The following is a 21,004-nucleotide window of genomic DNA, read 5'->3' as shown; positions in this document are numbered from 1 at the left end:
AAACGCTCTTTGACGTATCCATGCCAATGCGAATAAGTTTATCCACGGACGGTCTCCCTTGTTGAGATCTGCAACGACCTCATTCTGGCACATTGCGATGCCGTCGGGGGCCGTCCACCCCAACACGTATAAAGTACGCTCCGTTCCGGTTCTCGGTATCAGCCATTCTCTGCTCGGCCTGACCTGAATCTCAAAACACCCTGTGCTCCAAAACAAAACGGCCCGCCTTTCAGCGGGCCGTTCGTCTTTGATATCGAGCCGCTTACTGGGCCGGCGCAGGCGCTGGGGCAGGCGCGGGAGCTGGTGCCGGAGCGGGCGCTGGGGCAGGCGCGGGAGCCGGTTCGGCTGGCTTGGCCGGTTCGGCGGGCTTCATCGGTTCAGCCGGCGCGGGCGCCGGGGCTGGTGTGCTGGCCGCTGGCGGCTCGGCGGGTGCCGGGTGCTGGCCACTTCTTCCGAAAACGTAATACGCGACTATCGCCAGAATAACGACGACCAGCGCAATCAGCCAAGGGCTGCCGCCACCGCCGCTCGGCCGAGGGGCATTGGTGGACGAATTGTACGGATCGTTTGGGTTTGGGGTGTTCGCCATAAACGTGTCCTCCGGGAAAATGAAAATGGTCAATCAACTTCCATCAACGCGCAACCGTTGATTGGGTTTCACGCTAGCGGAGGAAAACGCCGGAAACGCGGCGTTTGCGGGCCTCCGCTGCCATCCGACTCAATTGACGGCGGTGACAGTATAGCCGGCTTTGCGGAAATCCTCGACCAGTCCCTCTGGACCGGGAAGATGCAGCGCGCCGACCGCCATGAAGGCGTTGCCCTTGGCCAGGATCGGCCCGGCATGATCGACCATCACCTCGTTGCGGCTGGTGATCATGGTCTCCTCGAAGGCGGCATAGCCCGCGGGATCGTCCTGCTCGTCGGGCATGGCGGCGCGGAACAGCGGCCAGAACATGCCGGTGTCGCCTCGCTGGTAGAGCACGATCATGGTCTCGTTGATGTCGTTGACCTTGTCGCCCAGCTTCAGCGTGTCGACCAGACCCTTCATGTGGAAGGCGAGCGGCAGCGAGGCCATGGCGCGCAGCTGGCTCTCGGCCGTTTCCAATCCTTCCACCGGCTTGCCGGCCGCCTTGGCGCTCTCCGCCAGCTTGACGTCGAGCACCGGCGCTCCGCCGGCCTGGCGGGCGAGTTCGCAGGCTGGAAGCGCCATCATGGCCGACAGCATCCATGGCTTCATCTTGGCGACCGTTGCCGGCGGGATGCCGCGCGCGTCGAGCGCGGCGTTCATGGCCGCCGCTTCGTCCGGCGACAGCAATGACGACAGCGTCGTGGAGTCGGTGAACATCATCAGGTCCGGCTCCTTCAGCATCGCCGCCATCATCTTCTGCTTGTCGAGCACGTCGGTGGTCTCGATAATGAGGGTGCCGGCGGCGTCAAAGGCCTTCTGCACATAGGCCGGCAGCGTGGTCACGCGCGGATCGGTCATGTGCATGGTGCCGAACAGGTAGGATGGCTGTTCACCTGATTTTTCCAGCTTCCACAGCAGACCCTTGCCATTGAGCGTGGCAGCCGCCTCGGCCTCGATCTTGTCGTAGGTGGCGGGGCTACCCTTCTGCAAGGCCGACAGCATGTCGGCGCCGGTACAGGTCGGGACTTCCGCGTGCGCCCTGCCGGCGGCGAACAGCAGCACGGCAAGGAAGGACAGGAAAAACAGCACGTTGAGCGCGACAAGCAGTTTCAGCGAGACGGAAGCTGCACGGTCGGCGATGGCGATGACGCGTTTCATGATCCCATTCCTAGGACCGAAAAGCGGCAAAACCGTTAATCGGGACTGCAAAATTGAAGGGTTCAGGCCCTGGGGTGGGCCGATTCGTAGATTTCCAGCAGTCTTGCGGTGTCGACACCGGTGTAGATCTGCGTCGTCGACAGGCTGGCGTGGCCCAGGAGTTCCTGGATGGTGCGCAGATCGCCGCCACGGCCGAGCAGATGGGTGGCGAAGGAATGGCGCAAGGCATGTGGCGTCGCGGTGTCGGGCAGGTTGAGCGCCGCGCGAAGTTTCGCCATGTCGCGCTGGATGATGGCCGGGTTGAGCGGGCCGCCGCGCGCGCCGCGAAACAGCAAGCCCTTCGGATCGAGATGATAGGGACAGAGCCTGCGATATTCGGCGATCGCCCTGAGCGCCACCGGCAACACCGGCACCAGCCGCGTCTTGCCGCCCTTGCCGGTGACGCGCAGCACGGTGTCGGCCTCCGATGCCAGATCGGCCCCGGCCAGCCCAAGCGCTTCCGAAATGCGCAGGCCCGAGCCGTAGAGCAGCGTCAGCACGGCGGCGTTGCGGGCAGCGATCCAGGGTTCTTCGGCCAGCTGACCCTCGACGGAGACCACGTGCCTGGCATCGCTCGCCGTCAGCGGCTTGGGCAGCGATTTGGGCTGGCGCGGCGCGCGCAAGGCAGCCGCACCAGCCGCATTGGCCAGGCCTCGTCGTTCGAGGAACCGCAGCAGCGAACGGATGCCGGCCAATCCACGGCCAAGCGTGCGTGCGCCGGCACCGGCATTGCGGCGAGCGGCGAGGAAGCCGCGCAGATCGGCGGGGCGCAGGTCGGCGATATCGGAAATGCCGGGCGGTCCGCCGATATGGCCGGTAAGGAAGTGCAGGAACTGGCGTGAATCACGCTCATACGCCTCGACGGTTTGCGGCGACAGCCGGCGTTCGCGCGCCAGCATCTTCAGCCAGCTTTCACGCGCCGCCTGGAGATCGGGTTTTGCCGGTATGAGGAATTCCTGCATGGCGGCATTTTCGGGTATTCGGGTTAGGAAGCGGTGAAGAGGCCGTCATTGAAATGACGGCGAGGCGGCGCTAGAGCAGGGGCAAAGGATTTTTCGCCCATGAGCAAACCCCAAAACCCCGTCCAGATGGCCGTGATCGGAGCCGCGCACGGCATCAAGGGCGAGCTCAGGGTGAAAACCTTCACCGGCGATCCAATGGCGCTGGCCGACTACGGGCCGCTCTACGCTAGGGACGGCCGTGCCTTCCAGATCACCGACATAAGGCCTGCCAACACCGTTGTCGTGGTGCGGTTCAAGGGCGTCAACGACCGCAACGCGGCCGAAGCGCTTGCCGGTACGGAGCTGTTCGTCGACCGCTCGATGTTGCCCGACGACGGCGAGGAAGACGAATTCTACCATGCCGACCTGATCGGGCTGGAAATCCGGGATGATACCGGTGCTGCCATCGGCAAGGTCGTCGCGGTGCACAATTTCGGCGGCGGCGACATCCTCGATGTGACGCTCGCCGGGCGCAAGGGTGTGCTTATCCCGTTCACGCAGGCCGCCGTGCCTGCCGTGTCGATCGCCGAGGGTTTTGTCCGCGTCGACCCGGTGGCGGCCGGTCTGGTCGAGGACGAGGATGGCGAGGCGCCGCGCGAGGACGATTTCGACCCCAAGGGCAGGCCGCGCGGACCGCGCGACGCCGGGGGCAACCGGTGAGTTTTGCCGCGTCGGTGCTGACGCTCTATCCCGAGATGTTTCCGGGCGCCCTCGGCGTGTCGCTGGCCGGACGGGCGCTGGAGGCCGGCACATGGTCGCTTGATGCGATCCAGATCCGCGATTTCGCCATCGACAAGCACCGCACCGTCGACGACACGCCGGCCGGCGGCGGCGCCGGCATGGTGATGCGCGCCGATGTGCTGGCCAGGGCGGTCGACCATGCTTCGCCTCCCGGTGATTTGCGGCCGCGGCTGTTAATGAGCCCGCGCGGCAAACCCCTGACGCAGGCGCGCGTGCGCGAGCTCGCCGCCGGGCCGGGCGCCGTCATCCTGTGCGGCCGCTTCGAAGGTGTCGACCAGCGGGTGATCGACGCGCGCGGCCTGGAGGAAGTCTCGATCGGCGATTTCATCCTGTCGGGTGGCGAGCCGGCGGCACTCGTGCTGCTCGACGCCGTCGTGCGGCTGTTGCCCGGCGTGATGGGCAATGCCGTGTCCGGCGAGGAAGAGAGTTTCGAGAACGGCCTGCTCGAACATCCGCATTATACCAGGCCGCAGGAATTCGAGGGCCGGGAGATTCCCGAAGTGCTGATTTCGGGTAATCACAAGAAGATCGCCGCCTGGCGGCGTGACCAGTCAGAGCGGCTGACGAAGGAGAGGCGGCCCGATCTTCTGGGCGCTCAGCCTTTGGTGAAATAGTAGAAGGCGAGAAACAGGCCGACGGCGACGACGAAGCCGCGCACCACGTTCTGCGGCACGCGCTTGGCGATCCAGACGCCGGCATAGCCGCCCAGCGCGCCGGCCGGGATCATGATGATCGCCTGCGGCCAGGCGACGACGCCGCCCGAGACGAAGACGACGATGGCGACAGCGGCGATGACCACCGCCAGCATGTTCTTCAGAGCGTTCAGCCGGTGGTAGTCGCCGGCCTGGGTCAGGCCGAGGGTGGCCAGCATCATCACGCCCATGCCGGCGCCGAAGAAGCCGCCATAGATGGCGGTGACGAATTGCGCCAGCGAACCGGCGAGAGAACCCACGGCCGCTTCATGTCCAGGTTTCGGCGCCGGCTTCAGCCAGGGTCCGGCGGCAAACAGCGCCGTCGCGCCCAAAAGCAGCCACGGCACCAGGGCGCGAAAGGATGGATTGTCGAGCGCCAGCAGGATCAGCGCGCCGGCCAGCGCGCCGCCGGCCGAGATCAGGCAGAGCAGCAGCGCGCCGCGCCAGAAGTGCCTGATGTCGTCCCAATAAGCGAGCGTCGAGGTGATGTAGCCGGGAAATTGCGTCACCGAGGAGGTGGCGTTGGCGAGGATCGGCGGCACGCCGACCAATGTCATGGCGCCGAAGGTGATGAAGGTGCCGCCGCCGGCGACCGCGTTGGCGGCGCCTGACAGAAAGCCCGCCAGGAAGAGCAGGATGGCGTCGAAGACAGACATGGAGGGCCGCCGTAAGGGTGTGTGCTATTTCTGCCTTAGGGAGCTTGCCGGACCCGCGCAACCCGGCACGGCAGGATTAAGATGGTGCCATGCCTGGAGCCATGCCGGTAAAAAATGCGTGGCCAAGGCGTGACAAAGCGCCGAAATAGCTGTATGTGCCCGCCCGTACCGGCAAGAACAATCTGCCGGACCCGTCAACAATGACGGTGTAGTCGCCCCTGCCCGATGTTTTGAAGACAAATGTCTTGGAGACAAAGGACATAGCCGAGCGGTCGAATGGAACTGCAAGGCGAGAGTAGGGCGCTCTGACTGTCGGAAGAACAAGAAGTGGATTTTTAGATGGATCTCATCCGTCAGCTCGAGGCCGAACAGGCCGCCAAGATCGAAGCCAAGCGCAAGCTTCCCGAATTCCAGCCCGGCGACACCGTGCGCGTCCAGGTCCGTGTGACCGAAGGCACCCGCACCCGCGTCCAGGCCTATGAGGGCGTCGTCATCGCCCGCGCCGGTTCCGGCTTCCAGGAAAATTTCACCGTCCGCAAGATCTCCTACGGCGAAGGCGTCGAGCGCGTGTTCCCAGTCTACTCGCCGATGGTCGAAGGCGTCGAGATCGTGCGCCGCGGCAAGGTGCGCCGCGCCAAGCTCTATTACCTGCGCGATCGTCGCGGCAAGTCGGCTCGTATCTCGGAAAACACCGGCGTGCGCGCCCGCAAGCTCAACGATGAGGAGCGCGACGCGCTGAACGCCGAGAAGGCCCGCATCGAGGCCGAGAAGGTCGCTGCTGCCCAGGCGCTGGCCGCCGAGACGGCAGCCAAGGAAGCCGCCGAGAAGAAGGCGGCCGCCGAGGCCGAAGCAGCCAAGGCCGCTGAAGCGACCCCCGCCGAATAAGGTTCGACGAAGGATTTTGAAAAGGCGGCTTCGGCCGCCTTTTTTCGTTTCACCAGACTGTGAACGCTTTCAGTTCCGGGAATACGGAACGGTGGTTGACGCCCAATTGCATAGTGTACTAAATAATCGTGCACAATATGATTGGAGACTACGATATGGCACTCTACACCACACAGGCTCACGTGACCGGCGGTCGGGCAGGCCATGGCGAGACCAGCGACGGCCTGCTCAAGGTCGACCTGGCGATGCCCAGGGAACTCGGCGGGCCGGGCGGCGCCACCAATCCCGAACAGCTTTTCGCCATCGGCTATGCCGCCTGCTTCGAAAGCGCCGTCCGCTTCGTCGCGCGCAAGCAGAAGCTGCCGCTCGAGGATGCCGCGATAACCTCGACCGTCAGCCTGCTTCCCAACGGCGAGGGCTTCAGGCTCGGCGTCGCGTTGGCAGTGGAGACAAAAGGCCTTGATCAGGCGGCGGCGGAAGCGCTTGTATCGGCGGCGCATCAGGTTTGCCCCTATTCGAACGCCATCAAGGGCAATGTCGAGGTGGCGCTTTCGGTAAAGGCGGCATGACGACAAAGGTCGAAACGAAAGACAGCGAGGCCCCGGCGGAGGCCGCCGGGGCGATCCCGGTGCCACGGCTCGATCAGCAGCTCTGCTTCGCGCTCTATTCGGCGAGCGGACTGATGACCAAACTTTACCGGCCGTTGCTCGATCCGCTCGGCCTGACCTATCCGCAATATCTGGCGATGCTGGCGCTGTGGGAACGCGCGCCGAGCACGGTGGGCGACCTTGGCGAAGCGCTGGGCCTGGATTCAGCGACGCTGACGCCGCTGCTCAAGCGAATGGAGGCGGGCGGCCTGGTCACCCGCCGGCGCGATGCCGCGGACGAGCGCCGGGTGCTGGTCGAGCCGACAGCCAAGGGCCAGGCCCTGCGCGCCCGCATGAAGGATGTCGCAGCCGCACTTGCCTGCAGCGTCCCGCTCGGACCAGGCGAAGCGAAGGCCCTGCACGGCACACTCACCCATCTTGTCGCGGGCCTGCGTAGCGCTGTGGCCGACGACCGGTCGACGGACGTGGAAGCGTCGGTCCCCGACACGGGAAAATCCTAGCCGTCAACGCAGCCGTCCATTGCCGTGGCAGGATCGTTCCGGAATCTCCGGATTGAAGGCATCCAAATCCGTTTTCGGCTATCCCGACGCAGCGGACCGTCTTGCATGGCGCTTGCGGAAAGCTAAAGTCGGCGCCGGATTTTCCTGCAAGCCCGGTCGATATCCGGGCGCTTTCAATTTCCGGGGAGTGTTGTCATGACCAAATCAAAATTGCTGCTGGCCGGCCTGCTGGCTCTAGTCCTGGCGCCCGTTGCCGCCTTCGCGCAGGCGCTGCCCGATCTCGGCGGCAAAAAGGTGGTGGTGGTGACGGAGAATGCCTATCCGCCGCTGCAATTCATCGATGCCAAGACCGGCAAACAGATCGGCTGGGAATATGACGCGATGAACGAGATCGCCAAGCGGCTCAATTTCAAGGTCGAGTACCAGAACACCTCCTGGGACGCGATGATCCAGGCGGTTTCGGATAACCAGTACAACATCGGCATGACCGGGATCACCATCAAGGACGACCGCAAGCAGAAGGTGGATTTCTCCGACCCCTATATGCGCTCGGAACAGTTCATGCTGGTGCGCGGCGATGAAAGCCGCTTCACCGACGCCAAGACTTTCGGCGCCTTCAAGGACGGACTGATCGGCGCGCAGGCGGGCACCACGCCATTCTATACCGCCGTCTACAGCGTGCTGGACGGCAATGAGCAGAACCTACGCATCAAACTGTTCGAAACATTTGGCGCCACGGTGCAGGCGCTGAAATCCGGCGATGTCGATGTCGTGCTGACCGACGGCACCGCGGGCAAGGGCTATGTCGATGCTTCGGAGGGCAAGCTGAAGCTGATCGGCGGCCCGCTCGGCACCGAGGATTTCGGCTTCATCTTCCCCAAGGGCTCGGACCTGGTGAAGCCGGTCAACGCGGCGATCGCGGCGCTCAAGGCGGATGGAACGCTCGATGCGCTCAACAAGAAATGGTTCCTTGATTACAAGATGGGGCAGTGAGCCAATCTTGTTGTTGAAGGAGTCGTCTGAGGGGCAGGGAGTTGCGCTGAGGCTGCGCCCGCGTCCCTCTCTCAGTTCTTACGCCACCTGATGGCAGCCCCCTCCATCTCCAAACCCGACTTTCCCTGGTGGCTCGCCGTTGCCGGCGTCCTTGCGTTGGCCGCCGCCCTCGCCATCGCGGCCAGCGATCTCTACGCGCAGGTCTTCGCCACTGTCGCAAAGGGCATCGGCATCACCGTCTTCGTCACCGTGGTCGCTTTCGCCATGGCGTCGATCATCGGCCTCGGCATTGCGCTCATGGGCCTGTCGGGCTCGACCTGGCTGCGGCAGATCGCGCGCTTCTATGTCGAGATCATCCGTGGCGTGCCGATCCTGGTGCTGCTGTTCTGGATCGCGTTTGCCGGCGCGCCGGCCTTCGTCGCGGCCTGGAACGCGCTGACCGCGCCGTTGCAGAGCGCCGGCATTCTCGGCGAGCTGCTGGTGCGCGACCTGTCGTTGCTGTGGCGCGCCATCATGGCGCTGACCATCGGCTATTCGGCCTTCATCTCGGAGGTTTTCCGGGCCGGCATCCAGTCGGTCGAGAAAGGCCAGATCGAGGCGGCGAAGGCCTTGGGGCTGAGCCGCGCGCAGCGCTTCCGGCTGGTCGTGTTCCCGCAAGCGATCCGCACCATCCTGCCGCCGCTCGGCAATGATTTCGTCGCCCTGGTCAAGGATTCCTCGCTGGTCTCGGTGCTTGGCGTCGCCGACATCACGCAGATGGGCAAGGTCTACGCCGCCGGCTCATTCCGCTTCTTCGAGACCTATTCGATAACAGCCTATATCTATCTCATCCTCACCGTCGGCCTGTCGCTGTCGCTCAGGGCGCTGGAACGGCGTTTGCGCCGCCAGCACGAGGAATAGTTTTTCGGCCAGGACAGCGTTAGGCTCGGGTGCTCACCGGAGGAGCGTGCCCATGAACATCGACAAGGCCAATGCGGCGCTGGATTCGGTCTACACGGCCGATACGCCCGAAACGCTGGCGCAAGCCTATGCCGCATGGGCCGCGACCTATGACAGCGAAACCGCCTCGCTCGGTTACCTCCTGCCGTTCCTGATCACCGCCTGGGTGGCGCGCCACGTGCCGGCGGGCGAGGGGCCGCTGCTCGACGCCGGCTGCGGCACCGGCCTGTCGGGACCTTCCTTGAAAGCGCTCGGTTACACCGACATTGCCGGGCTGGATCTCTCGGACGACATGCTCAAGATAGCCGGCAGCCGCAATGCCTACAGCGAGCTGAGGCAGGCGATGCTTGGCGGCCCGCTGCCGTGGCCGGACGGCCATTTCCGCGCCTTCTTCTCCACCGGTGTGTTCACCATCAGCCACGCGCCGGCGTCTGGCCTGCACGAGCTGGTGCGCATCACGAAGAAGGGCGGCCACGCCATCTTCACCGTGCGCGACCAGGTTTTCGAGAGCGGCGGGTTCCAGGCGGTGTTCGATGAATTGGAGCAGGGAGGAAAGTGGCGGGCGGTTGAGGCAAGCCCGTGGTTTCGCTGCTATGCGATCGCCGAGCCGGACGCGCTGGTGAGGACCTTTGTGTTCGAGGTGATCTGAGCGCTGGCGGCACGCCGCAATTGCCGAAAACCCAAAACATTGCTATCTACCCGGCCATGGAAGAGCTTTTTGGCGATCCGGCCTACAAGGGATTCGTGCTGCAGGACAGAAAACGCCTGCCGTCGCGCTTCTCCGCGCGCGTGTCCGGCGCCCTAACCAGCCGACTTCGCTGATCCCTGACGGCCGGCCGCAGGCTTGCGGCATCAGTTCTTTCCCATTCTCATATCGACGGATTTACGCACATGAGCGCACCGCGCACCCTCTACGACAAGATTTTCGACGACCATGTCGTCGACCGCCAGGACGACGGCACCTGCCTGCTCTATATCGACCGCCACCTCGTCCATGAGGTGACCAGCCCGCAGGCCTTCGAAGGGCTGCGCATGAGCGGCAGAAAAGTCCGTCACCCGGAAAAGACGCTGGCCGTTGTCGATCACAATGTCTCGACCTCGCCCGAGCGCAAGTTCGGCATCAAGAACGAGGAAAGCCGCATCCAGGTCGAGGCGCTGGCCAAGAACGCCAGGGATTTCGGCGTCGAGTATTATTCCGAGAACGATATCCGCCAGGGCATCGTCCACATCATCGGACCTGAGCAGGGCTTTACGCTGCCGGGCATGACTATCGTCTGCGGCGACAGCCACACTTCCACCCATGGTGCTTTCGGCGCGCTGGCGCATGGCATCGGCACGTCCGAAGTCGAGCATGTGCTGGCGACGCAGACGCTGATCCAGCGCAAGGCCAAGAACATGCTGGTCCGCGTCGACGGCGTGCTGCCGGAAGGCGTCACCGCCAAGGACATCATTCTCGCCATCATCGGCGAGATCGGCACCGCCGGCGGCACCGGCTATGTCATCGAATATGCCGGCGAGGCGATCCGTGCGCTGTCGATGGAAGGCCGCATGACGATCTGCAACATGTCGATCGAAGGCGGCGCGCGCGCCGGCCTGATCGCGGCGGACGAGACCACCTTCGCCTATGTCAAGGACAAGCCGCGCGCGCCCAAGGGCGCTGCCTGGGACGCGGCGCTCGAATACTGGAAGACGCTGCGGACCGACGAAGGCGCGCATTTCGACAAGGTGATCGTGCTCGACGCGGCGAAACTGCCGCCGATCGTCTCCTGGGGCTCTTCGCCCGAGGACGTCGTCTCCGTGCAAGGCATCGTGCCCAACCCGGAAGACATCACCGACGAGAACAAGCGCACCTCCAAGCTGCGCGCGCTCGACTATATGGGCCTGACGCCGGGGACGAAGATCACCGACATCACGCTCGACCGCGTCTTCATCGGCTCCTGCACCAATGGCCGCATCGAGGATCTGCGCGCCGTCGCCAAGGTGGTCGAAGGCAAGACGGTCAGCCCGCATGTCGATGCCATGATCGTGCCGGGCTCCGGCCTGGTGAAGGAGCAGGCGGAAGCCGAGGGGCTGGACAAGATCTTCCTTGCCGCCGGTTTCGACTGGCGCGAGCCGGGCTGCTCCATGTGCCTGGCCATGAACGACGACCGGCTGAAGCCGCATGAACGCTGCGCCTCGACCTCGAACCGCAATTTCGAGGGCCGGCAAGGCTTCAAGGGCCGCACCCATCTGGTGTCGCCGGCTATGGCGGCGGCGGCGGCGATCGCCGGCCACTTCGTCGACATTCGCGACTGGAAATAAGCAGGTTAGGCTTTGACCCGAGCCTTGCGCGGCCCGGGTCAGGCCTTGCCGTCACGCCGGATGAGCTCGTGGAATTCCTCGCGGCGACCAGGTTCGTCCGCCGCGACCACGAGCGCCAGCTGCTGCTCTTCGAAGAGCTTGAACCACTCGTCCCATTCGACAAGCTCATAGCCGCCGGCATTGACGGGCCGTTCCGGCTGGTCCTGGTCCTGATAGGCGTTCTGGCCGAAGACCAGCCTCAGCATGGGCTGCGTCCCAGCCTCGGGCGATATGTCGACGATTGCCGGAAAGCCGGCACGCCCGGCAGCCCATGAACGGATTGCATCGTGGTCGGTCAATGTGATCGTGTCGGCCATGGCCTGCTCCTGGATTGTGAATTCAGGAACGCTGCCGACCGCACCGGGTTCCCCGCCGACATATCGCGCCAACACCCTGGCTTAACGGCTTGTTTGGGCTTGCCCCCTAAGGTCTTCCGTGACGTCAAGCGAAGGGAAGTCACAGTCCTTTGGACACTGGCCTGTTCATAGCGTTGCTCAATCCGACGATCGCGCTGGCGCTCGGCGCGGCGTTTCTCGTGCTGTGGTTCTACCAGCGCCATCGCCCCTATCTGGCGGTGCTGGCGCTCAGCTACTGCGTCTCGGCGCCCGGCTTCCTGTTCCAGTATTTCACCTTGCCGATCGGCATGGTGCTGACCAAGCTGGTGTCGAACATCTGCTTCACCATCGCCGCCTGCTGCCTGTCCGGCGCCATCATCGCCCGCTACGGCAGGAAGGTGCCCGGTGTGGGAATCGCCGTGCTGGCGGGCGGCGGCCTTGCGGCGTTCGCGTGGTTTCTCTTCGTCACCCCGGATCTCACCTGGCGCATCCTGGCGATGAATTTCGGTTTCGGCGGCGTCAGCCTGCTCGTCGCCGCCGAATTGCGCCCGGTGCGCAACAATGGCCCGACGGAAAAGATCCTGTTCGTGCTGTCGCTGCTGTCCAGCGTCAATTTCTTCGTGCGCACCCTGGTGGTGGTCATCGCGCACGGGCCCTTCGCCAGCTATGACGGCTTCTACGGCTCGTCCTACTGGACGACGGCGTTGTTGTCGCACGCACTGCTGTCGCTGCTGATCGCGCTTTGCCTCTTCACCGCGGCCGCGCTCGACGTGATGAAGGCGCTGAAGACGGAAACCCATACCGACCCGCTTTCAGGGCTGCTCAACCGCCGAGGTTTCGAGGAGCGCGCCGCCATGCTGCTGCAGCATTGCGCCATGGCCAAATTCCCGGTGGCGCTGGTGCTGGCCGACCTCGACCATTTCAAGGCCCTCAACGATACGCACGGGCATGCCGCCGGTGACCGCGTGATTGCTGACTTCGCCGCCAAGCTGCGCTCGGCCGCGGGAGCACGAGGTGCCGCGGGGCGCATAGGCGGCGAGGAATTCGCCGTGCTCCTGCCACTGACCGACCTCGCCGCCGCCCGGCTGTTCGCCGAGGCGGTGCGCACACTCTATTCGGCCGGCGGCGTCGACGGGCTTCCCGCCGGCACGAAGGTCACCGCCAGCTTCGGCGTGGCGGCCCGCAGCGGCGACGAGACGCTGGAACCCTTGTTGCGCCGGGCCGACGAGGCGCTTTACAAGGCCAAGAAAAATGGCCGCGACAGCGTGCGCCTCTCCTACGAGCGGCCGGAGACGGTGTTCGTGCCGGAGCCGCTCAGGGCCAGCTGACCGCCGCATCCGCGCTCGGTGTTAACGTCTTTTTCGCCCGTCGATGTTTAGCTGTCGGCAGGGTTTGAGGATCATGAGCGGCGCCAACTTCATCCTGTTGATCAACCTGGCGGTTGCCGGCCTGCTGGCGGCATCCTTCATGGCTGTCTCGTTCCACGATACCGGCCGCGCGCCGGCGCGCTGGCTGGCGTCAGGTTATGTCCTGGGCATGGCCTATTCGGCGATCGAATTCTGCATTCCCGTCTTCAGCGACGCGCGGCTTCCGGTGGTTACCGCCTTTGCCGTTTTCCTTGGCGCCACCATTGCCTTCAATGGCGGACTTGCCCGCAAATATGGCGTGGCGCCGCCATGGACGCCGATGCTGTTCTTTCTGGCCGTCACCACCATCGCGGTCTATTTCGTGCAGGATCTGCCGCGCCAGTCGCTCACCCGCATGATGGCCTACCAGCTTCCGTACGCGGCCATGCAGTTCGCCGGCCTCGGCATCGTCTGGTCGTCGAGGCAAGGCCGCGGTCGGCTCGATCTGATCTTGATGGCGTTGCTTGCCGCCAGCGGCCTGCAGTTTGCCTCAAAACCGTTCATCGCGCATGCGCTCGGCGGCTGGGGCGCCAATCCGCAGACCTATCTGCAAAGCAGTTACGCGCTGGTGTCGCAGTCGCTGGGCACTGTCTTTGCCCTGGCGCTGGCGCTGCTGATGCTGGCCATTCTCGTTCGCGATGTGCTTGCCGAAGTGACGTCGAAGTCGGAGGTGGACACGCTGTCGGGCCTGCTCAACCGTGGCGGCTTCACGCGTCATGCGGAACTGGCCGTGCACGACGCTACGCGCCTGGGCGCGCCGGTGGCAATGGTCATTGCCGATCTCGATCATTTCAAGAGCGTCAACGACAGTTTCGGCCATGCCTCCGGCGATCGGGTGATCGAGACCTTCGCCGGCCTGCTGCGAGAGGCGGCCGAGGGTCATCACGTGGTTGGCCGCATCGGTGGCGAGGAGTTCGCTATTATCCTGACAGGAGCCAACCTCGCAGCCGCCCGGCTGTTCGCGGAAGGCATCCGCCACGCATTCGGCGCTTCGCCCGTCAACGGGTTGCCGCCCGACACCCGCTGCACGTCGAGCTTCGGCATTGCCGAGCTTCACATGGGCGAGGGTTTCTCCGACCTGATGCGGCGTGCGGATGAAGCGCTCTACCTGGCAAAGAATGCCGGGCGCGACTGCGTGCGTGTCTCCACCGGGCCAACCGATGGGCTGGCCGTGGTAAAAATCGGCCAGGCCCGTATCAGCGGCAGGGGCTGAGCTCCGGCATCTCGCCGTCGGAAAGGCCGTACATATAGGAGCGGCCCTTGACGAACACCGGCGGGCGATAGCAGTCGCCGTCGCTCGATATGTCGTCGGATTCATTCTGGTAGATCACCTTGGGCTGGCCGGCGCTGGTGTAGTCGGACAGTTGTTTGGCCAGCTTGCCTTCGCCTACGATGATGCGCTTGTAGCCGGCGGCGCTGTCGATGACGAGATTGCCGAACGAATCGGCGTAGACGCGGTCGTGATGGCGCAAGCCGGCCTCGGCCGGCGCGGCCACCGCAACGGCAAGTGCCGCCAGCGCGACCGCGAGGCCCGTTCGGACTAGTTTGGCCCGGACCAGTTTGACCCGCACTGAGTTGGCCCGCACTGAGTTGGAATGCATGTCGCTCTCCCTTTGTCGGCGCGAGAGAGATCGCGCCCCGATCTGATCCGAATCGGAAATTAACTCTTTCTTAACCTTTGTTAAGAGGAGGAGCGGCTCGATGGCCGTTTCTTAATGAACATGGTTAATTTTTGCAGTTCGCCGCCGATGTCCCCAACCGGTCGACATGGCCGGTCGGGCGAACTTGATCTTGCCGCGCCGCGTGGCTAGCGTGCCCCAGGGCATGAGGGGGCAGCACATGATGTTTGGCCGAACGGTTCGGGTGTCGTTCATTATTCCGCTGCTTCTCGCAGCCGGTGCCTGTGTGCCGGAAGACGGCGCGCCCAAGGCCGCGAGCACGGTTACACCCGTGGTGCCGCCTGCCGCCCAGCAACAGCCCGCGCCACCGGCAACCAAGATCACCACGGACCTCACCGCGCCACGCCTCACCACGGGCATGGCCACCTATAGGTGCGGCAATGGCGGCATGATCACCATCCAAAATCTCGGCACGTCGCTGCGCTTGGTCGGGCAGGAAGGCGCCACCGAGGAGTTCGCGGCGTCTCCCGCAAACCAGAGCAGCCGCTACCAGGCGGTGACGCATGACGCAATCGTGATCGACGGGCGCGAGGCGCTGGTGATGAAGAGGGGGTCGACGCCGCAGACCTGCACCCGCTGATGCAAATCCCGGCACGGCAGCGCCTCGGGCCAGACATGCTGCACTGCAACGATATCGAGCTGGCTTCGGGTGTTCAGCCGCTAATCGATTGAAGCCGCATCCGGCCTTTTAGTCAGACTAAATTACGTTTTCGAAACGGTTTTCTGGCTTTGACGCGGTGCAAAAAGAGCATTAGAAACCGGCTGTCCGAAGTCGCAACCGGAAGCGGCAATGCCGCATTTCCACCTGAGGCGGGAGACGCCGAACTGGGGCAGCCATGAGCAAATCACCAGCCACCCAAGCCAGACGCGAAAGGCCGCTTTCGCCGCACCTGACGGTCTACCGGCCGCCGATCACCATGACGATGTCGATCATCCATCGCATCACCGGGGGGGCGCTCTATTTCGGCACGCTGCTGGTCGCCGTCTGGCTGATGGCGGCGGCAAGTTCGCAGGGTGCTTTCGACTGGGTGAACTGGGCGTTCGGCACATGGCTCGGCCGGCTCATCCTGTTCGGCTACACCTGGGCGCTCATGCATCACATGCTGGGCGGTGTCCGCCATCTGATTTGGGATACCGGCGCCGGACTTGAAAAACACACGGCCTCGAAGATCGCTTGGGCGACGCTTGCCGGCTCTGTCCTGCTCACACTCTTGATCTGGATCGCCGGTTACATGGCCCGGGGAGCTTTGTGATGAGTGCGAAAAACACCGACATGCGCACTCCGCTCGCCAAGGTGCGCGGCCTCGGCTCGGCCCGCGAAGGCACCGGGCATTTCTGGCGCCAGCGGTTGACGGCGATCGCCAACATCCCGCTGATCCTGTTTTTCACCGGATTCCTGATCGCGCTCAACGGCGCCGGCTATGCGCAGGTGCGGGCAGCGCTCGCCAACCCGTTCGTGGCGCTGGTGATGGCCCTGGTGCTCATATCGCCGCTCTATCATATGCGGATCGGCATGCAGGTGATCATCGAGGACTATGTGCATGGCGAAGGCATGAGGCTGGCGCTGATCGCCCTCAACACATTCTTCACCATAGCGGTCGGCGTCGCTTCGCTCTTCGCCCTGCTGAAACTGGCATTCGGAGGCTGAAGTCTTGGCCCAGGACACGAAATCAGCCAACGCGGCAGGCTACACCTTTGTCGACCACAAGTTCGACGTGGTCATCGTCGGCGCCGGGGGCGCGGGCCTGCGCGCCACGCTCGGCATGGCCGAGCAGGGGCTGCGCACCGCCTGCATCACCAAAGTGTTCCCGACGCGCTCGCATACGGTCGCCGCGCAAGGCGGCATCGCCGCCTCGCTCTCCAATATGGGTCCGGATTCCTGGCAGTGGCACATGTACGACACCGTCAAGGGGTCGGACTGGCTGGGCGATGTCGATGCCATGGAATACATGGTGCGCGAGGCGCCGGCCGCGGTCTACGAGCTCGAACATTACGGCGTGCCTTTCTCGCGCACCGAAGAAGGCAAGATCTACCAGCGGCCGTTCGGCGGCCACATGATGAATTATGGCGACGGCCCGCCCGTGCAGCGCACCTGCGCCGCGGCAGACCGCACCGGCCACGCCATCCTGCATACGCTCTACGGCCAGTCACTGAAGAACAACGCGCAGTTCTTCATCGAGTATTTCGCGCTCGACCTGATCATGGAGCCGGACGGCACCTGCACCGGCGTCGTGGCGTGGAATCTCGACGACGGCACCATCCACCGCTTCTCGGCCAAGATGGTGGTGCTGGCGACTGGCGGTTATGGGCGCGCCTATTTCTCCGCCACCTCGGCGCACACCTGCACCGGCGACGGCGGCGGCATGGCCGCACGGGCCGGGCTTCCCCTGCAGGACATGGAGTTCGTGCAGTTCCATCCGACCGGCATTTATGGCGCCGGCTGCCTGATCACCGAGGGCGCGCGCGGCGAGGGCGGCTACCTCGTCAACTCCGAGGGCGAGCGCTTCATGGAGCGCTACGCACCGTCGGCCAAGGACCTCGCCTCGCGCGACGTCGTCTCGCGCTGCATGACGCTGGAAATCCGCGAAGGCCGCGGCGTCGGCAAGAACAAGGACCACATCTTCCTGCACCTCGATCATCTCGATCCGGCGGTTCTGCACGAACGGCTTCCGGGCATTTCGGAGTCGGCAAAAATCTTCGCCGGTGTCGACCTGACCAAGGAGCCGATCCCGGTGCTGCCGACGGTGCATTACAATATGGGCGGCGTGCCGACCAATTACTGGGGCGAGGTGCTCAATCCGACCGCCGAAAACCCCGACCGGGTCTCGCCCGGCTTGATGGCGGTCGGCGAGGCGGGCTGCGCTTCCGTGCACGGCGCCAACCGGCTGGGCTCGAACTCGCTGATCGATCTGGTGGTGTTCGGCCGCGCCGCGGCGATCCGCGCCGGCCAGGTCATCGACCGCAAGGCGGCGATCCCGTCACCCAACCAGGCTTCGGTCGACAAGATCATGGACCGCTTCGACCGGCTGCGCCATGCCAACGGTTCGACGCCGACGGCGGTTCTGCGCGAAAAGATGCAGAAGGCGATGCAGGAGGACGCGGCGGTGTTCCGTACGCAGGAATCGCTCGAAAACGGCTGCAAGCGCATTTCGCAAATCTGGACCGAGCTTAAGGACATAAAGGTGTTCGACCGCTCGATGATCTGGAATTCGGACCTGGTCGAGACGCTTGAGCTGGAAAACCTGATGGCCAACGCCATCACCACCGTCCATGGCGCCGAGGCGCGCAAGGAGAGCCGTGGCGCGCACGCGCGGGAAGATTTTTCCGCCCGCGACGACGCCAACTGGCGCAAGCACACGCTCGCCCATCTCAGCGAGAACGGTGCGGTGACGCTGACCTACCGGCCGGTGCACACCGAGCCGCTGGTGGCGGAGAAAGACGGCGGCATCAGTCTCGCCAAGATCGCGCCGAAGGCCAGGGTGTACTGACGATGGTGAAGGCGGCGGGATATTCCGGCACGCCCCTTCCGGCCAAGCTCGGCCTGAAGGATGGCATGATTGCCGCCTTCATCGCGCTGCCAAGCGAACTCGAGGGCCTCACTGAGGCCGTCGATTTTGCCGAGGTCGACCGACTGGCCGAATGGTCCGACGTTTCGGGCGCAACCCTGAAATACGACGCTGTCCACGCCTTCACCCGGCAGCGCGCCGAGATCGAGGATCGCCTCGGCGATGTCGAAGCGGCGATCAAGCGCGACGGCATGATCTGGGTCTCCTGGCCAAAGAAGGCTTCCAAAATGGACACCGATGTCACCGAAGGCGTTGTCCGCGCTGAAGCGCTCAAGCTCGACCTTGTCGACGTCAAGGTCGCCGCCGTGAATGAAATCTGGTCCGGGCTGAAGCTCGTCATCCGAAAGGACCTGAGGTAATGGTCGAACTCACCCTCCCGAAGAACTCGAAGATCCAGCAGGGCAAGACCTGGCCCAAGCCGGAGGGTGCCACCAATCTGCGCGAATATCGCATCTATCGCTGGTCGCCGGACGATGACGAGAACCCGCGCATGGACACCTATTTCGTCGATATGGACGATTGCGGGCCGATGGTGCTCGATGCGCTGCTGTGGATCAAGAACAAGATCGACCCGACGCTGACCTTGCGCCGCTCCTGCCGCGAGGGCATTTGCGGCTCCTGCGCCATGAACATCGACGGCTCGAACACGCTCGCCTGCACCAAGGGCTGCGACGACGTTTCAGGTGCGATCAAGGTCTATCCGCTGCCGCATATGCCCGTGATCAAGGACCTGGTGCCCGACCTTACCAATTTCTACGCCCAGCACGCCTCGATCGAGCCGTGGCTGAAGACGGTGTCGCCAACGCCGGCCAAGGAATGGCTGCAGAGCCATGAGGACCGCGAGAAGCTCGACGGGCTTTACGAGTGCATCCTGTGCGCCTGCTGCTCCACCTCGTGCCCGAGCTACTGGTGGAACGGCGACCGTTATCTCGGCCCGGCGACGCTGCTGCAGGCCTATCGCTGGCTGATCGACAGCCGTGACGAGGCCAAGGGCGAACGGCTCGACAATCTCGAAGACCCGTTCCGGCTCTATCGCTGCCACACCATCATGAATTGCGCGCAGACCTGCCCCAAAGGACTGAATCCCGCGAAGGCGATCGCCGAGATCAAGAAGATGATGGTGGAGAGAAGGGTTTAGTCCGGCGGTAGGCCGCGATCCTTCGCGTTGTCCCTCCGGCTTTCGAAAGGATAGCGATCTCAATGAGCGATGACCTTCCCATTCTCTCTCCCGTCGAAACGCGTGTGCTTGGCTGCCTGATCGAGAAGAAGGAGCTGACGCCGGACGTCTATCCGCTGACGCTCAACGCGGCACTTGCCGCCGCTAACCAGAAGACGGCGCGCGAGCCTGTCATGGCCCTGGAACAGACAGAGGTGCACCGGGCCCTGAAGCTGCTTGAGCAGAAAGGACTCGTGCGGCAGATGTTCGGCTCGCGCGTGGAGCGTTATGAGCATCAGATGGCGCAGCGCTTCTCGCTGACCACGCCGCAAACCGCGCTGCTCGGCCTGCTCCTGCTGCGCGGACCGCAGACGGCGCATGAGCTGCTGGCGCGCGCTGAGCGCATGGCGCGGTTTGCGTCGATCGAAGACCTGCGTGCAGAACTCGATATGCTGATCGGCCGCCGACCGCCGCTGGTCCAGGAAATCCCGCGCGGGCCGGGCCAGCGCGAGGACCGCTACGTGCATCTCCTCGCTGGCCCGGTGGATGTTGCCGCTCTATCGGCGCACCGGAGTGCGCCGACTATCCCCGCCTCCGACCTGGAAGCGCGGTTGGAGGCGCTGGAGCAGGAAGTCGCAGCCCTTGGTGCCCGGCTTGACGCGCTGGGCGGTTGAGGCGCCAATCCGAGACGTCGGCGGGACAGCGCCCCCCTCTGTCCTGCCGGACATCTCCCCCACGAGGGGGGAGATTGGACGGCGCGACCGCTTTCGCCAATCTCCGATGCAGAAACGCCGGCCCTGGGCCGGCGTTTCTCATTTCAGACCAGGCTCATCAGCCAAGCCTGGCGTCGAGCGAAACCTTGATCGCGCCGAGCGCCTGGGAAACCGGGCATTCGGCCTTGGCCTTTTCGGCCAATTCCTTGAATTTCGCGGCATCGATGCCGGGTACCTTGCCGACCAGCGTGATCGCGCTGCCGGTGATGCCTGTGCCTGGAACCAGCGTCACCACGGCCTTGGCGTCGAGTTCGGCCGCCGGCGTGCCGTTCTCGGCCAGGAAATGCGAGAGCTGCATGGCGTAGCAGCCGGCGTGCGCGGCGGCGATCAGTTCTTCCGGATTGGTGCCGGACTTGCCGCTTTCGTCCTCGAAGCGCGCCTTGAACGAATAGGGCGTGCCTTTCAGGGTTCCGCTCTGGGTGTCGAGCGTGCCCTTGCCCTCTTTCAGATTGCCTTTCCAGACGGCGTTTGCGGTGCGGTCCATGGAGTCCTCCTGGGTTGATTTGGGTAAGCCTGTCGATCAGCGTCCGGTCAACTATAGCGCGGGCAGACGCGAAGGCCACTGCGCTCTTTCGACGAGGTGCCGGCTGCGGTGTTTGCATTTTATTTCTGAAAAAATCTGCGTGCAAAAATGTCGAATTGCATCTGCCTCGGCCGTCCTGCGAGCGGCCACGGATTTCGTGGCGGATGGAGGTTCACATGAACAATCTATTTTCTGCTCACTGCACAGGCACCGGCCGCAAGGCAGGTGAACAAGAAATCGACTGGTTGCGGCAGCCGGCGTCCGGCTTTGGCCGGCTGCTTGTGGCGGTCGCCATCATCGGGGTCGGGGTATGCTTTCTCGATCATGCGGCGGACAAAGGCCCGGCTGACAACTTGATCGCCTCATCCTATGGTTCGTCACGATAA

26 protein-coding genes are annotated in these 21,004 nt (G+C 64.2%); 20 read left to right on the top strand and 6 right to left on the bottom strand.

Annotated features, from left to right (window positions below; genetic code table 11):
• Window positions 1-718 precede the first annotated feature (718 nt).
• Window positions 719-1,786 (bottom strand): TraB/GumN family protein, encoded by a 1,068-nt coding sequence (locus O7A70_RS23155; RefSeq protein ID WP_337142492.1) that lies wholly within the window; start codon window positions 1,784-1,786, stop codon window positions 719-721.
• A 62-nt stretch (window positions 1,787-1,848) separates the two neighbouring features.
• Entirely contained in the window at window positions 1,849-2,787 is a 939-nt protein-coding gene (locus O7A70_RS23150; protein WP_337142491.1) for a tyrosine recombinase XerC, read from the bottom strand.
• 99 nt (window positions 2,788-2,886) lie between these two features.
• Between O7A70_RS23150 and rimM the strand changes: the two genes are divergently transcribed.
• Together rimM and trmD are read left to right on the top strand one after the other, a co-directional pair.
• Complete coding sequence (gene rimM, locus O7A70_RS23145) at window positions 2,887-3,486, top strand: ribosome maturation factor RimM (protein WP_337133088.1); 600 nt, start codon at window positions 2,887-2,889, stop codon at window positions 3,484-3,486.
• Window positions 3,483-4,181 carry a tRNA (guanosine(37)-N1)-methyltransferase TrmD gene (gene trmD, locus O7A70_RS23140; RefSeq protein WP_337142490.1) on the top strand — a complete coding sequence of 233 codons (699 nt, stop codon included), beginning with the start codon at window positions 3,483-3,485 and terminating at the stop codon, window positions 4,179-4,181. The genes rimM and trmD overlap by 4 nt, the downstream gene beginning before the upstream one ends.
• Here the strand turns inward: trmD and O7A70_RS23135 are convergent.
• Window positions 4,163-4,915, bottom strand: coding sequence for a sulfite exporter TauE/SafE family protein (locus O7A70_RS23135; protein WP_337142489.1), 753 nt, complete (start codon window positions 4,913-4,915; stop codon window positions 4,163-4,165). The two genes, trmD and O7A70_RS23135, sit on opposite strands and share 19 nt — an antisense overlap.
• A 339-nt stretch (window positions 4,916-5,254) precedes the next feature.
• On the opposite strand from O7A70_RS23135, the gene rplS reads away from it, so the two are divergent.
• The 8 genes from rplS to leuC all read left to right on the top strand — a co-directional run bounded on the left by rplS (window position 5,255) and on the right by leuC (window position 11,141).
• A complete protein-coding gene (gene rplS / locus O7A70_RS23130) occupies window positions 5,255-5,800 on the top strand; it encodes a 50S ribosomal protein L19 (RefSeq protein WP_027055127.1) in 546 nt (181 codons plus the stop codon).
• 155 nt (window positions 5,801-5,955) lie between these two features.
• Window positions 5,956-6,369 (top strand): organic hydroperoxide resistance protein, encoded by a 414-nt coding sequence (locus tag O7A70_RS23125; protein WP_027145543.1) that lies wholly within the window; start codon window positions 5,956-5,958, stop codon window positions 6,367-6,369.
• A complete protein-coding gene (locus O7A70_RS23120) occupies window positions 6,366-6,908 on the top strand; it encodes a MarR family winged helix-turn-helix transcriptional regulator (protein ID WP_337142488.1) in 543 nt (180 codons plus the stop codon). Before O7A70_RS23125 ends, O7A70_RS23120 begins: the two co-directional genes overlap by 4 nt.
• A gap of 195 nt (window positions 6,909-7,103) precedes the next feature.
• Window positions 7,104-7,901: a transporter substrate-binding domain-containing protein gene (locus O7A70_RS23115; RefSeq protein WP_337142487.1), complete on the top strand. Its 798-nt coding sequence runs from the start codon at window positions 7,104-7,106 to the stop codon at window positions 7,899-7,901.
• Window positions 7,902-7,991: 90 nt separating this feature from the next.
• Window positions 7,992-8,801: an amino acid ABC transporter permease gene (locus O7A70_RS23110; RefSeq protein ID WP_337142486.1), complete on the top strand. Its 810-nt coding sequence runs from the start codon at window positions 7,992-7,994 to the stop codon at window positions 8,799-8,801.
• A gap of 52 nt (window positions 8,802-8,853) precedes the next feature.
• On the top strand, window positions 8,854-9,489 hold the full coding sequence (locus O7A70_RS23105) for a class I SAM-dependent DNA methyltransferase (protein ID WP_337142485.1): 636 nt from the start codon (window positions 8,854-8,856) through the stop codon (window positions 9,487-9,489).
• Between the two features lie 20 nt (window positions 9,490-9,509).
• Entirely contained in the window at window positions 9,510-9,662 is a 153-nt protein-coding gene (locus O7A70_RS23100) for a hypothetical protein (RefSeq protein ID WP_198028824.1), read from the top strand.
• Between the two features lie 69 nt (window positions 9,663-9,731).
• Window positions 9,732-11,141: a 3-isopropylmalate dehydratase large subunit gene (gene leuC / locus O7A70_RS23095; protein ID WP_027145538.1), complete on the top strand. Its 1,410-nt coding sequence runs from the start codon at window positions 9,732-9,734 to the stop codon at window positions 11,139-11,141.
• Between the two features lie 38 nt (window positions 11,142-11,179).
• On the opposite strand, the gene O7A70_RS23090 is transcribed toward leuC, so the two are convergent.
• Window positions 11,180-11,497, bottom strand: a complete 318-nt coding sequence (locus tag O7A70_RS23090; RefSeq protein ID WP_027145537.1) for a hypothetical protein — start codon at window positions 11,495-11,497, stop codon at window positions 11,180-11,182.
• 149 nt (window positions 11,498-11,646) lie between these two features.
• Between O7A70_RS23090 and O7A70_RS23085 the strand changes: the two genes are divergently transcribed.
• Together O7A70_RS23085 and O7A70_RS23080 are read left to right on the top strand one after the other, a co-directional pair.
• Window positions 11,647-12,843, top strand: coding sequence for a GGDEF domain-containing protein (locus O7A70_RS23085; RefSeq protein ID WP_337142484.1), 1,197 nt, complete (start codon window positions 11,647-11,649; stop codon window positions 12,841-12,843).
• Between the two features lie 73 nt (window positions 12,844-12,916).
• Window positions 12,917-14,134, top strand: coding sequence for a GGDEF domain-containing protein (locus tag O7A70_RS23080; RefSeq protein WP_337142483.1), 1,218 nt, complete (start codon window positions 12,917-12,919; stop codon window positions 14,132-14,134).
• Here O7A70_RS23080 and O7A70_RS23075 read toward each other — a convergent pair.
• Window positions 14,118-14,522, bottom strand: a complete 405-nt coding sequence (locus O7A70_RS23075) for a hypothetical protein (protein ID WP_337142482.1) — start codon at window positions 14,520-14,522, stop codon at window positions 14,118-14,120. The two genes, O7A70_RS23080 and O7A70_RS23075, sit on opposite strands and share 17 nt — an antisense overlap.
• Window positions 14,523-14,760: 238 nt before the next feature.
• Between O7A70_RS23075 and O7A70_RS23070 the strand changes: the two genes are divergently transcribed.
• The 7 genes from O7A70_RS23070 (at window position 14,761) to O7A70_RS23040 (ending at window position 19,996) form a co-directional block, all read left to right on the top strand.
• Entirely contained in the window at window positions 14,761-15,180 is a 420-nt protein-coding gene (locus O7A70_RS23070) for a hypothetical protein (RefSeq protein ID WP_337142481.1), read from the top strand.
• A gap of 256 nt (window positions 15,181-15,436) precedes the next feature.
• Entirely contained in the window at window positions 15,437-15,853 is a 417-nt protein-coding gene (gene sdhC / locus O7A70_RS23065) for a succinate dehydrogenase, cytochrome b556 subunit (RefSeq protein ID WP_027145532.1), read from the top strand.
• Window positions 15,853-16,248, top strand: a complete 396-nt coding sequence (sdhD, locus tag O7A70_RS23060) for a succinate dehydrogenase, hydrophobic membrane anchor protein (RefSeq protein ID WP_337142480.1) — start codon at window positions 15,853-15,855, stop codon at window positions 16,246-16,248. Before sdhC ends, sdhD begins: the two co-directional genes overlap by 1 nt.
• A 4-nt stretch (window positions 16,249-16,252) precedes the next feature.
• Window positions 16,253-18,088 (top strand): succinate dehydrogenase flavoprotein subunit, encoded by a 1,836-nt coding sequence (sdhA, locus tag O7A70_RS23055; protein WP_337142479.1) that lies wholly within the window; start codon window positions 16,253-16,255, stop codon window positions 18,086-18,088.
• Window positions 18,089-18,090: 2 nt separating this feature from the next.
• A complete protein-coding gene (locus tag O7A70_RS23050) occupies window positions 18,091-18,525 on the top strand; it encodes a DUF3052 family protein (protein ID WP_337142478.1) in 435 nt (144 codons plus the stop codon).
• A complete protein-coding gene (locus O7A70_RS23045; RefSeq protein ID WP_027145528.1) occupies window positions 18,525-19,304 on the top strand; it encodes a succinate dehydrogenase iron-sulfur subunit in 780 nt (259 codons plus the stop codon). The genes O7A70_RS23050 and O7A70_RS23045 overlap by 1 nt, the downstream gene beginning before the upstream one ends.
• Window positions 19,305-19,366: 62 nt before the next feature.
• Complete coding sequence (locus O7A70_RS23040; protein ID WP_337142477.1) at window positions 19,367-19,996, top strand: YceH family protein; 630 nt, start codon at window positions 19,367-19,369, stop codon at window positions 19,994-19,996.
• Window positions 19,997-20,153: 157 nt separating this feature from the next.
• Here the strand turns inward: O7A70_RS23040 and O7A70_RS23035 are convergent, their stop codons facing one another.
• Window positions 20,154-20,579, bottom strand: coding sequence for an OsmC family protein (locus tag O7A70_RS23035; RefSeq protein WP_027145525.1), 426 nt, complete (start codon window positions 20,577-20,579; stop codon window positions 20,154-20,156).
• Window positions 20,580-20,794: 215 nt separating this feature from the next.
• On the opposite strand from O7A70_RS23035, the gene O7A70_RS23030 reads away from it, so the two are divergent.
• The gene (locus tag O7A70_RS23030; protein ID WP_337142476.1) at window positions 20,795-21,004 is read left to right on the top strand and encodes a hypothetical protein; all 210 of its coding nucleotides are present in this window, start codon (window positions 20,795-20,797) and stop codon (window positions 21,002-21,004) included.

It is taken from the genome of Mesorhizobium sp. Cs1299R1N1 (assembly GCF_037179655.1).
Lineage (GTDB): Bacteria > Pseudomonadota > Alphaproteobacteria > Rhizobiales > Rhizobiaceae > Mesorhizobium > Mesorhizobium salmacidum.
The sequence above is the reverse complement of the archived record's forward strand: the minus strand, read 5'-3'. Positions and strand labels throughout refer to the sequence as shown.